A 12,247-nucleotide genomic window follows, 5' to 3' on the forward strand; every position below is an offset into this window, starting at 1 on the left:
GAGGCGCAAATGGAGCAGGGAAAACCACCTTTGCCGAGTAGTTCACCAAAGACAAATCTCTGCCTTGTGGTAGAATCTACTTTGTCGGGAAATTGCTTATTGAAGGTAGTGCAAAGGGTGAAAGCACAAGGGTATCAAATCAGTTTGGTGTATATTTTCTTGGATTCCCCAGAAACTTGTATTCAACGGGTTCGTGCAAGGGTATTGAAGGGCGGACATCATATTCCAGATGAAGATGTGATTCGGAGGTATTACCGAAGTATTCGGCAAAAACGGAATCGTCTATTATGAACTACCCGATGGAACGATTACCCAGGAAAAGCCCAAAGGTTTTTAGGGCAGCAAGTAGTCAGTCTTTTTACTTAAAAACCTCTGTGCCTTTGTGTCGCTGTGTTCAATTCTATTCCCCAAACAACACCCCAGGATTCATAACCCCTTTTTCGTCCACCACTGCCTTGATGCCCTTCAAAATCCGCTCAAACGGTTCACTCTGTTGCTGCTTGTAATAAGGCGCATGGTCTTTGCCGACTGCATGATGGTGGGTAATTGTACCGCCATTGTCAATGATCGCTTGCGAAACAGCCGCTTTGATGGCATCCCATTGCGCCATTTCCTGCCCTTTTTTGCCTTTCGCCATGACGGTGTAATAAGGCGCAGGGCCGTCTGTGTAGAGGTGTGTGAAACGGCAAGTCACTAGACCCACACCACAATGTTCCTTCACCGCATCACGAGCAGCCTTTTCTACCGCCTTGTGAAAAACTTCAAACTGATCCCAAGTCACCGCCGTTTCAAAAGTCTCCAAAATCAACCCAAAACGCATCAATTCATCCCGCATATAGGGCGCACGCAAAAATGAGGCTTTCCAAGCATTGGCCTTTTGATTGGTTGCAGATTTTGAAGTAGCTAGCTCGGTTTTTTTCGGAGTATCTTTCCAATTACCACCACATTTTCCGCAAACCTCCAAAGCCAATTGCATTTTTTCGCTGACATCGTGGTGATGCGACTCAAAACCCACAATCAACACGCTGTCTTTGCCGCTTCCCAAACCATTGAAGAAGGCTTCAAAAGGGCTAATTAATCGGGCATTCGTTGGATTCAAACCCGTTTGAGCCAACTGACGACAAGCCTCCGATGCTTTCATAAAGTCATCAAAATGAACGGTTACAGTTTTTTTGAAAGTTGGAATCGTTTGCAGCCGCACCCATGCCTCGGTAATCACTCCAAAAACGCCCTCCGAGCCACAAATCAAACGTTCCTCACTCGGTCCAGCACCAGAACCTGGCAAACGTCTTGTTTCCCAAACCCCATTTGGAGTCAACATTCTCACGCCTTGCACAAACTCGTCAATGTGGGTGTAAAGCGTGGCGAAATGTCCGCCCGACCTCGTAGCAATCCATCCTCCCAAAGTCGAAAACTCAAAACTTTGGGGATAATGCCGCATCGTCAAACCGTGTGGCTTCAAAGCCGCCTCCAATGCAGGGCCAAAAATCCCTGCTTGAATCCGAGCGCATCGACTATGGTGGTCAATCTCCAAAACTTGATCGAAGTGTTTCATATCTAAGGTAATCACTCCACGAAAATCTTCCGATTCGGTAGGTTCAACACCTCCAACCACACTCGACCCACCGCCAAAGGGTATCAAAGCGATGTCGTTTTGGCTCGCAAAATCCATGACCTCCTTCAATTCTGCTTCGTCTTTTGGATAGGCAACATAATCTGGAGGATTGTGAAATTGGCCATGCAGCCCCCGCCAAATATCCCGAAATGACTTGCCATAACTGTGTGCTGCTCGGTCGTAAGTCGCATCCGTACAAATGCCCTGCAAATCTTCGGGCAGCGCAAATCTTGGCTTTCGCAATTGTAAATCCTCCAATTTAGGCGGTTCGATTTCCTCCAATTCTCGGATGTCGAAAGCCATTTGTAGGCTTTGTTTAGTGGCTACAATAACTTCTTTGGGTATTTCATATTCATCGTAGCCCCATCCCCAAAAACTCCGTGTTTGCATATTGTTGTATTCTTTTTGCTCGTAAATTGTTTGTAGGGATAAAGATAGAAAATCCACTTCCAAATCCTGTTAAACCTTAACAACTCACTTTCCAAATCTACTTTCCTATTTCATCTAAAGAGCCACAAAAAAATCACAAAAAAACCTCTCAAGTGGTAACAATTTCCTCCTTCAATTCATTAAACAAATTGAGAAACCTTTGAATCAAAAACAATCCATCAACTATGGAAACATCTGCTACTTCAATAAAATCCTTTCAAAATCCTTTCAAAACTGTCTTGACTTTTGTAAATATTTGTCTGCTTTTACTCACTGCATTTCCTTCAAAAGTTGCCGCTCAAGAAACAAGCCTGCTTAATCCTATTATTTTTTGTACGCAAGTGCCACAACCTGATGATTTTTTGACACTCATGTCCACTTTTGGCAATCACATAGGAAGTGTACAAAGTGCACCAAGAGGAGGGGATTTGTGGATATGGTATCCCGATGGAACATTGAAAAACCTGACCCAAACAGCAGGCTACGGCAATGCAGGAGATGGTTTTGGGAATGCGTTCCAGCAAGGCGCAACTTCCATTGCAGTGCGTGATCCACACGTTCATTGGGATGGCGAAAAAGCTCTTTTTAGCATGGTCATGGGTCATGCAACACAGCGGTATGTTTGGGAAACCTACTATTGGCAAATTTATGAAATTACGGGACTCGGTAAAAACGATACTCCTGTAATTACCAAAGTTCCCAATCAACCTGAGAACTACAACAACATTACCCCAATTTATGGAACAGACGACCGCATCATTTTTACTTCCGATCGTACCCGAAATGGGCAGCGACATCTTTATCCACAACACGATGAATACGAATCTTCACCAACCGTGACAGGACTATGGCGACTCGATCCTTATGGTTGTGAAAACACATTGCAGTTATTGACCCATGCACCTTCAGGAGATTTTACGCCCATGATTGACAGTTATGGACGCATTGTATTCACCCGTTGGGACCATTTGCAGCGAGATCAGCAAGCAGATGGTGATGCAGTTGAAGGAACGACTTATGGGACGTTTGATTATAGCGATGAATGTGCAGATGCGACCAAAATAAATACCACGAATGAGTATTTTCCAGAACCTCGCCCTGTTCGCACCGATTTGCTGCAGGCTCACGAAAATGGTTTGCGAATCAATGTGTTTCAGCCGTGGCAACTGAACGAAGATGGCACAGAATTGGAAACTTTGAACCACATTGGGCGACACGAACTGATGAGTTATTTTGAACCGAGTTTTAACAATGACCCTTCTCTTGGCGATCATTACACCCAAATTTCGACCAACCCCAATTCGATTATCAATTTGTTTCACATTGTCGAAAGCCCAACCAACGTAGGGACTTACTACGGTACAAACGCTGGAGAATTTGGCACCCATGCGGCTGGGCAATTGGTGAAATTGTCTGCTCCTCCTTCAATGGCAGCCGATTTGATTCAAGTGGTCGACCTCACCCATCCTGACACCAGCAGCCCTAGCGACACACCTTCCGACAATCATTCAGGCTTGTACCGTAATCCTTTGGTTTTGTCTGATGGTACGCTCATTGCAGTACATACTTCCGAAACACGCTATGATGAAGAAGAGGGAACTGCGCCTTTTACCGAAAGCCGCTATGATTTTCGATTGAAGGTTTTGAAGGAAGAAAATGGGTATTGGGTGGCAGATACGGCTTTGTTTGCAGAACCAATTACCAAAGCGGTGTCTTTTTATGACCCCGATAATCTGGTACAATACAATGGTGACTTGTGGGAAACATTTCCTGTGGAAGTGCGGGTGCGTATCAAACCCACTGCAACTGCCGAAAATTTGCCGAGCATTGAAGCCAATGTTTTTGCAGCCGAAAATGTGGAGGTGGCGAATTTCAAAAGTTTTTTGGAAAAGAACAATTTGGCATTGATTGTGAGCCGCAATGTGACGAGTCGTGACGATGCCGACCTTCAGCAACCTTTCAATTTGAAGGTGTTTGGTAGCACTACTCAAACGACTGCGAGCGATTTTGAGGGAGGGGATTTGATATATGATGTGGCGTATTTTCAGATTTTTCAAGGTGATCAAGTGCGTGGAATTGGTGGCATTAATACGCCCAATCCTGGTCGTCGGGTGATTGCCCAACCGCTTCACGATGCAACGGCTATACACTATAACCCTAGCAGTATGGGACCAATTGGAAGTGTAGTAGTTGCAGATGATGGTTCGATAGCGGCTTTGGTGCCTGCGGGTCGGTCTTTGAGTTGGCAATTGACGGATGAGGAAGGCGATGCGGTGGTGCGTGAACGGGTTTGGCTAAGTTTCAAAAAAGGGGAGGTGCGGGTGTGTAGTTCTTGCCATGGCGAAAACAGCTTAAATCAGGCTGCTTTGCCTTCGCCTCAAAATACGCCCAATGCCCTCACCGATTTGCTGCAACACCTCAAAACGGTGGACAGTGATGGCGATGGTACGGTGGATTTGGAGGATGCGTTTCCTTATGATGCCAATTTGACGGAAGAACCATCTGCTTTTTTTAGTGAAAATTTTGAAGGAAATACAGACGATTGGCAGATTGTAAACAGTGATGCGGATGGCGTGGCGTGGAAAATTGCAGTGGGTGATGTTTGCAATGAGCAAGTTATGCGTATCAACAACCGTTTTGAAGAGAATACAAATACAAGCGATCAATTGATTCACGAATTGGATTTGACCGATTTTTCGAGTAGTAGTTTGACTTTTGACATAGCTTATGCGCGATTCAATGCCAGTTTGTACGATGGTTTGAAGGTCTATGTAGTGGATTGTAATGGTAATAATACGGTGGTTTACAACAAATCAGGTTCGGATTTGGCAACTGTTACGGACGACAATTCGGGAAATTTTGTGCCTTTGGACTGCAATGATTGGCGCATGGAAACAGTGGATTTATCGGCTTTTGATGGGCAGATGGTGGATTTGATGTTTGAGAACGTGGGAGGTTTTGGCAATGCCTTGTATTTGGACAACATATTGGTTCAAGGAGTCACGCCTGTTACCCTTCGTGCAAAACTTTGGCTGGAAGGTGTTTACAATTCTTCAACCCTTCAAATGCAGGTAGGCGATGCTTTCCGCAGTCTGATTCCGCTTCAACAACCTTTCAATCAAACTCCGTGGAACTACAATGGTTCGGAGTCGCTCACTGCCTTGCCTTCGGATGCAGTGGATTGGGTTTTGGTGGAGTTGCGAGATGCCAATAGTAAGAACCAAATTGTAGCAAGTCGGGCGGGTATTTTGCTGCAAAATGGTTTGGTGGTGGATGTAGATGGTCAGACGAATGGAATTAATTTTTTCAACATTGAAGCGAATGAAAATTACTTTGTCGTTGTGCGAACCCGGCATCATTTGGCGGTCATGTCTTCCATTGCCACCAACCTCCAAAACTCGATTCCTTATGATTTTACTTTGCCTAATAATGTGATGGGTACGAACCAATTGCAGCTTTTGGCGAACGGCAACACTTATGGTTTGTTTGCAGGGGATTTCAATAGCGATGGGGTGGTGAATGTGGACGATTTTAATTTGTTTACTTCTGAATTGGCGGGTATCAATGCTTATTCTGCGAGTGATGTCAATATGGATAGAGGGGTGACGGTGGCGGATTATAATTTGTATGTGCCAAATGCGAGTGTGATTGGGATTGAGGAGGTTAGGTATTAGTACTTCATGGCTGTTTGAATAGAGAAAATAAGTTGAATCGGTGTGTACAATTATTCTTTGTTATGGATTTTTCAAGTTGACAAATTCTAAAAATTCACCAAATTTAATTTTTATTTTTGAAAATCCTTATCTTTCGGCTATGAAAGCTCAAAGAACCATACAGATTTCCCTTTTCTTTCTTTTCTTTTCTTTATCTCTTCAATCTCAGACGATTGCCCCAAAACGAGAGTTTCGGGCGGTGTGGGTGGCAACGGTCAAAAATATTGATTATCCTTCGAGGATGGGTATGTCGAGTACCTACCAAAAGGCAGAATGGACTTCAATTTTGGACCAACATCAGCGGATGGGTTTGAATGCGGTTATTGTACAGATTCGACCTTCGGGTGATTCTTTTTACCCTTCTAAACTGGTGCCTTGGTCCGAATATTTGACTGGGCAACAGGGTAGAGGCCCGAATCCGAACTATGATCCTTTGCAGTTTATGATTGAAGAAACGCATAAGCGTAACATGGAATTTCACGCATGGATGAATCCTTATCGCTTGTCTATGGATTTGGATAAGAGTAAGTTAGCTTTTAATCATGTGTTGAATCAGCATCCCGATTGGTGTGTGGAATATGGTGGACGGTATTACCTCAATCCTGCATTGCCGCAAGTTCGCCAGCATTTGGGTGAAGTCGTGGGGGAGGTGGTCAAAAATTATGATGTGGATGCCATTCATTTTGACGATTATTTTTATCCCTACAAAGAGGATGGTGTGGAGTTTCCTGATGCCTCTGAATTTGCCCGTTTTGGAACGAAGTTCTCCAATATTGCCGATTGGAGGCGCAATAATGTGGATTTGTTGATTGCTCAGTTGTCAAAACAAATCAAAGCATTGAAGCCTTATGTAAAGTTTGGTATTAGTCCGTTTGGGGTTTGGCGCAACAAAAGCAATGATCCTGCTGGCTCGGATACAAGAGCGGGTTATACGAGTTATGATGATTTATATGCCGATATTTTGGGTTGGTTGGACAAAGGTTGGATTGATTATGTGGCTCCTCAATTGTATTGGAGTATCGGTTATGCGCCTGCGGATTACGAAAAATTATTGGATTGGTGGCGATTTAGAACGCATGGCAAACATTTGTATATTGGACATGGAGTGTATAAGGTGAATGATAATATGGATAAGAACTGGCTGGAAGCTGATGAGATTCCTAAACAGATACGCATGAGCCGAAAATCGGTGATGAGTAAGGGGAGTATTCACTTTAGTTCTTCTCAGTTATTGAAAAATCCTTTGGGTGTAGCGGATTCGTTGGGGCAACGCTACTACAATTATCCAACACTGATTCCTGAAATGATTTACCTCAATATTCGCCAACCGAAAACGCCTGATTTGAAGAAAATCAAGGGAAGTGGTAAAAATTCGGTAGCTTTGTCGTGGAAATACAAGGTGAAAAAGAAGGAGCCGCTTCCGTATTATTTTGTGGTTTATCGGGTGGACGGCAAGCGAAAGCCTGATTTGAAGAACGGAAAGGATATTTTGGCTTTGACTCCTTTTGGCAAGACACACAAAAAAATGTTGTTTGAAGATTTAACAACCTACAATAACCGCACTTATACCTATACAGTGACGGCAGTAAATCGGCAACACAGTGAGAGTGTGTCTAGTAAAGTCATGAGTGTGCAGTTGAAGAATGGGAAGGCGAAGAAGTTAAAGTGATGGATTAATAAAAAATATTTCTGCAAGTATCTTCAAAAAATGCTGGTTATCAATACTTATTTGAAGAAAAACAAGAAAAAATAACTAAATAAAAATAAACTTTCTTATTGATCCTTTGTTGAGAGTGATTGAAAGAACAAATATTCGATTTGAAGCAAGACCTAACATATACTTCTTACTGGAAAGCTATTTTATCAATAGCTTGTATAGCTCTATTGTGGGTAAGTCCAATTCTTATTTATAATTATGCTTCATCTCGGTCATTTGCTTTTTATGAAATCAATGAAATAGAAGAAGAAAAAACGGTTAAAGAAAAGTCGAATCAGAAGGAATACTGCCTTTTTAGTTCGATTAAGTACAACCTTTCTAAGCGAATTTTAGCTATTCTACTATCAGAAAAAACTATATCTATTCATCATCCAGAAGTGGCAACTCCCCCGCCACGGCCTATGTTTGTTTTCTTTTGTTGAAATCGACCATAGTGTTTTTAGCAAAAATCCTTTATTAATATCCATAATTTTGTGGGATTGTTAGTCTATAATAGATAATAGTTGGTCAAATTAGTGACTGATTATTGATCTCTATTCTTTTTATCTACTAATAAGATATACTACATACAGTATGTATGTCACTTTGCGAAATTAAATCATTTACATGGTTTAAAGCATTGACTAATCAAAATAATCACATTGTAATAATTTAAAAAAATCTAAAAGATTGGATGTTTAAGTAGTTATTCTTATTTATCTTAACAATTAAAATTTTGATTTACTGATTAGCGTACATGCTGATATTGATGCATATTTAATTTTAAACAATTTGCAATGCTAAATTTTGTTCGCTTATTGTGAAATTAGTATATTTTTAAAAAAAAAATCAATCATAAATAAAATGAAAGTTAATCATATTTTTTCAACTTGGAAATCAGATTTACCCGCAGGTATAATTGTTTTCCTTGTGGCACTTCCTTTGTGTTTGGGAATTGCATTGGCTTCTGGTGCACCGCTATTTTCTGGACTTATAGCAGGTGTTGTAGGTGGTATTGTTGTAGGCTCATTAAGTGGGAGTCAATTAGGTGTGAGTGGTCCCGCTGCGGGGCTCGCAGTGATTGTTTTGACTGCTATTCAAGACCTTGGCGCATTTGAAGTGTTTTTATTGGCAGTGGTTATTGGAGGTATTTTACAAGTCGTTTTGGGATATTTGAGAGCTGGGCTGATTGGGTATTATTTTCCTAATAGTGTGATTAAAGGTATGTTAGCTGGTATCGGTGTATTGATTATTTTGAAGCAAATACCACATGCTTTTGGCTACGATTTGGATTATGAAGGTTCGTATACTTTTACACAGCCCGATGGTGAAAATACCATTTCTGAGTTGTTTCACTTTTTGGGTTATATTAATATTGGGCCAACTATTGTAGCAGCTGTTTCTTTGTTTATATTGATTCTTTGGGAACAAAATTTCATTAAGAAAATTCCTATTTTCAAAATCATACAAGGCCCATTGGTAGTTGTTGTATTGGGTATTCTTTACACGGTGTTCTTAGGAAACCATGAAACGCTGGGTATTTACGCCGACCATTTGGTACAAATTCCTGTTCTTGAAAGTCTGTCGGCATTGCCTAGCTTGTTTACCTTACCCGATTTTACTGCAATTGTCAATCCACAAGTTTGGGTCGTAGGTGCAACGATTGCAGTAGTTGCCAGCCTCGAAACCTTGCTTTGTGTGGAGGCAACGGATAAACTCGACCCTTACAAACGCATTACCCCAACTAATCGAGAATTGAAGGCGCAAGGAGTCGGTAATATTGTCAGTGGACTTATCGGAGGATTGCCTGTCACTCAGGTAATTGTGAGAAGTAGTGCTAATATTCAATCGGGAGGTAAAACCAAAATGGCGGCTATTTATCACGGTATCATCCTTATGCTTTGTGTACTTGCTATTCCTTTGGTTCTCAATATGATCCCTTTGGCTTCTTTGGCTGCAATACTTCTTTTGGTCGGATACAAATTGGCGAAACCAGCTTACTTCAAAGAAATGTGGGCAAAAGGATACACACAGTTTGCTCCGTTTGTTATCACCATTTTAGCGATTGTACTCACTGATTTACTGATGGGTATAGCGATAGGCCTGGGTGTTGCTATTTTGTTCATTTTATATGCTAATTTCAGAAGTTCTTATTTCTTTGATGAAACCAAGTACAAAGAGAATGAGGTTATTCACATCAAGTTTTCGCAAGAAATGACTTTCTTGAACAAAGCCAGTCTACTTGATGCTTTGAAGCGAATTCCTGATAATGCCTCTGTAGAAATAGACGTAAGAGATTGTACTTATATAGACGAAGACATCAAAGAAATGGTCATAGATTTTAGAGAGAACGCATCCAATAGGAATATTGATATCAATATTCTGAAAGGTGCATACGAAGGGCAATTAGGTGGCCCGTCTATTATCAAAAATCACCTCAAGCCTGTTGAAGTTGATGTACCTACTATCTAATAAAATTTGAACTTTGTATGAAATAAGTAGGGAGTAAGATATAAAAAAATGATAATCAAAATTTTAATTCATTGATGTGGTTAGTTAATAATCATTGACTATCAATAAACTAAGTCCCTGTTTCTTACATCCTAGTTCTCTCGTCCTAAAATAAATTATTCATTAACTAATAATCAATTAAAAAAAATGAACATACAACAAATTTTTAAGAACAACGAAGCGTGGGTCAAATCTAAATTAGGAGTTGATTCCAATTACTTCAATGACTTGTCGAAAGGTCAAAATCCAGATATATTATACATTGGTTGTTCGGATAGCCGAGTGACTGCCGAAGATTTGATGGGCGCAGGCCCTGGAGAAGTTTTTGTGCACCGCAACATTGCCAACATGGTTTCAAATCTGGATTTGAGTTCTATGTCGGTCATCAATTATGCTGTTTCGCACATCAAAGTCGATCATGTAGTCGTTTGTGGACATTACTACTGTGGAGGAGTCAAAGCAGCAATGGAGTCTAAAGATTTGGGTATTTTGAACCCGTGGTTGAGAAATATCCGAGATGTATACCGCATACACGCAGATGAACTCAATGCGATTACAGACGAAGAAGTACGTTATAAAAGATTGGTAGAATTGAATGTGCAAGAGCAATGTATCAATGTGCTAAAAACAGCAGACGTACAGATTGCTTACCGAGATCGAGGCATCACTGTTCATGGATGGGTGTTTGACATTCATAGTGGCAAACTGATTGACTTGAAGATTGATTTTGATAAATTACTAGAAAATATTATGCAAATTTATCACCTAGACGAAATCGAAAAATAGAGTTAGCAATGGTGAAAAAATAACGGCTCATATAGGCTTTTCGCTACGACTTTTGGAGCTTCCTTCCAAGGAAACACAGGTTTTCAAATACCTTATACCTCTAAAGTCTTCGGTGAACCGTTATTTTTTACCATTACTTAATCAGAAGTATCTGCAATGCTTTGTCTAAAAAAGCTTGAAAGTTATTTTGTTGCTCGGGTTTCAAAATCGACTTCACCTCTTCAAAATGTTTGTAAGTCAGTACAATTTTACTCTGCTCCAATTGCTGCAATTGGAGCATTAAGGAATCTTTGAGTGTATCATTAGCTTCCAAAATGGTGGTGAAATATTGCCTTGTTGCCTCTGCTTGTTGCTTTTCAATCACCCGTACTTGTTGGTTGTGTGCGTTGGCCGATTCTTTGAATAGGATTTCTTGTTCGGCATCTAAGTCCAATATTTGGATGGTTTCTTGCAGAAAGGAATGACGATTTCCGCCTCTGTTGGAGTGAGGAGGATGGGGGCTTAAGGCCATAAATGCAATGGTTCCAATATTTAAGAAAACAAGCGCAAGTAGAGCAATTTTGTAGAATTGTAGTTGTCTCATGGGTTAATCATACAGATTGTAGTTAGAAATAAGACTTGGAACGTCCTGATAGATAGTATTTTCTGTTTGGATTGACTTATTTGTTTTGAAGTAGTTGGTGATGGAAAAAACATTCAAGGCAAGCAGGAGTATTGCCGCAGCTGCTGCCATTTTGACCCTATTCATAGGTACAATTTGGCTTGGAGAACCGTTCCTTTCTATTCTTTGGGTTATCTTCTCAAATAGAACTGCATTGGGTTCAGCCCTTTTGATTCCTTCAAGGCTATTGAGAACCGCATCCTTCCATTTTTCCTTTTCTTTGCTCATGTTGTATAGGTTTTATTTTTAGACAATCAGTTGCTAATTTTTCCTTCGGTTTGGGTAAAAAGAATCTAGTTTTTGCCTCAAATTTTTTTTTGCTCTTTGCAGTAAAGATTCAGTTGCCTTCAATGAATTTTCCATGATATCTGCCACTTCTTGTCGGGGCAAACCTTCTACAAAACTGAGAATAAAAGCAGTTTTTTGATTGGTCGGCAATGAGTCAATTGCTTTGAAAAGTATTTTGGCTTTCTCCTTGTTTTCCATCAATATTCCTGGGTGTTCAAAATCTGGGACATCCGTTTTTACCTCTGCAAAACTCAGCAGCTTAAGGTATTTTTTTTTCCTCAAAAAATTAAGTGAAGTATTGACTGCAATTCTATAAATCCAAGTGCTAACAGCGGATTTGCCTTCAAATTTTGCAGCGTTTCGGTGGATTTTTACAAACACATCCTGCAAAATTTCTTCGGCATCTTCTTGATTTTGAACATAACCAATAGCCGTATTGTAAATCTTTGAACTAAAGGCTGAATATAGTTTTTGAAAGGCATTGTCATCTCCTTTGGCTATCGCTTGCAGTAGCTGCTTATGTTCCTCCATTGTGTGTTAAAAATGAA

General features: G+C 40.7%; 9 protein-coding genes. 5 read left to right on the forward strand and 4 right to left on the reverse strand.

The annotated features are described in order from the left end of the window. Nucleotides 1–9 precede the first annotated feature (9 nt). Complete coding sequence (locus R3E32_26110; GenBank protein MEZ4888231.1) at nucleotides 10–291, forward strand: hypothetical protein; 282 nt, start codon at nucleotides 10–12, stop codon at nucleotides 289–291. Nucleotides 292–400: 109 nt separating this feature from the next. Here the strand turns inward: R3E32_26110 and R3E32_26115 are convergent, their stop codons facing one another. Next, complete coding sequence (locus R3E32_26115) at nucleotides 401–2,005, reverse strand: FAD-binding oxidoreductase (GenBank protein ID MEZ4888232.1); 1,605 nt, start codon at nucleotides 2,003–2,005, stop codon at nucleotides 401–403. Between the two features lie 224 nt (nucleotides 2,006–2,229). Between R3E32_26115 and R3E32_26120 the strand changes: the two genes are divergently transcribed. The 4 genes from R3E32_26120 to R3E32_26135 all read left to right on the forward strand — a co-directional run bounded on the left by R3E32_26120 (nucleotide 2,230) and on the right by R3E32_26135 (nucleotide 10,750). Further along, nucleotides 2,230–5,718, forward strand: a complete 3,489-nt coding sequence (locus R3E32_26120; protein MEZ4888233.1) for a choice-of-anchor J domain-containing protein — start codon at nucleotides 2,230–2,232, stop codon at nucleotides 5,716–5,718. A gap of 139 nt (nucleotides 5,719–5,857) precedes the next feature. Continuing rightward, nucleotides 5,858–7,426 carry a family 10 glycosylhydrolase gene (locus R3E32_26125; GenBank protein ID MEZ4888234.1) on the forward strand — a complete coding sequence of 523 codons (1,569 nt, stop codon included), beginning with the start codon at nucleotides 5,858–5,860 and terminating at the stop codon, nucleotides 7,424–7,426. Between the two features lie 891 nt (nucleotides 7,427–8,317). Beyond that, entirely contained in the window at nucleotides 8,318–9,925 is a 1,608-nt protein-coding gene (locus tag R3E32_26130; protein ID MEZ4888235.1) for a SulP family inorganic anion transporter, read from the forward strand. A gap of 186 nt (nucleotides 9,926–10,111) precedes the next feature. Beyond that, complete coding sequence (locus R3E32_26135) at nucleotides 10,112–10,750, forward strand: carbonic anhydrase (protein ID MEZ4888236.1); 639 nt, start codon at nucleotides 10,112–10,114, stop codon at nucleotides 10,748–10,750. A gap of 133 nt (nucleotides 10,751–10,883) precedes the next feature. Here R3E32_26135 and R3E32_26140 read toward each other — a convergent pair whose 3' ends face one another. From R3E32_26140 to R3E32_26150, 3 genes are read right to left on the reverse strand one after another with little or no spacing between them, the layout of a single operon-like run. Further along, nucleotides 10,884–11,333, reverse strand: a complete 450-nt coding sequence (locus R3E32_26140) for a hypothetical protein (protein MEZ4888237.1) — start codon at nucleotides 11,331–11,333, stop codon at nucleotides 10,884–10,886. A 3-nt stretch (nucleotides 11,334–11,336) separates the two neighbouring features. Further along, nucleotides 11,337–11,639, reverse strand: coding sequence for a hypothetical protein (locus tag R3E32_26145; protein MEZ4888238.1), 303 nt, complete (start codon nucleotides 11,637–11,639; stop codon nucleotides 11,337–11,339). 33 nt (nucleotides 11,640–11,672) lie between these two features. Beyond that, entirely contained in the window at nucleotides 11,673–12,230 is a 558-nt protein-coding gene (locus tag R3E32_26150) for an RNA polymerase sigma factor (GenBank protein MEZ4888239.1), read from the reverse strand. Nucleotides 12,231–12,247 lie beyond the last annotated feature (17 nt).

Source organism: Chitinophagales bacterium (genome assembly GCA_041392475.1).
Classification (GTDB): Bacteria; Bacteroidota; Bacteroidia; order Chitinophagales; family UBA2359; genus JAUHXA01.

Coding starts and splice junctions, on each gene's coding strand:
- R3E32_26110 (MEZ4888231.1), top strand. CDS start 10: ATGGAGCAGGGAAAACCACCTTTGCCGAGTAGTTCACCAAAGACAAAT.
- R3E32_26115 (MEZ4888232.1), bottom strand. CDS start 2,005: ATGCAAACACGGAGTTTTTGGGGATGGGGCTACGATGAATATGAAATA.
- R3E32_26120 (MEZ4888233.1), top strand. CDS start 2,230: ATGGAAACATCTGCTACTTCAATAAAATCCTTTCAAAATCCTTTCAAA.
- R3E32_26125 (MEZ4888234.1), top strand. CDS start 5,858: ATGAAAGCTCAAAGAACCATACAGATTTCCCTTTTCTTTCTTTTCTTT.
- R3E32_26130 (MEZ4888235.1), top strand. CDS start 8,318: ATGAAAGTTAATCATATTTTTTCAACTTGGAAATCAGATTTACCCGCA.
- R3E32_26135 (MEZ4888236.1), top strand. CDS start 10,112: ATGAACATACAACAAATTTTTAAGAACAACGAAGCGTGGGTCAAATCT.
- R3E32_26140 (MEZ4888237.1), bottom strand. CDS start 11,333: ATGAGACAACTACAATTCTACAAAATTGCTCTACTTGCGCTTGTTTTC.
- R3E32_26145 (MEZ4888238.1), bottom strand. CDS start 11,639: ATGAGCAAAGAAAAGGAAAAATGGAAGGATGCGGTTCTCAATAGCCTT.
- R3E32_26150 (MEZ4888239.1), bottom strand. CDS start 12,230: ATGGAGGAACATAAGCAGCTACTGCAAGCGATAGCCAAAGGAGATGAC.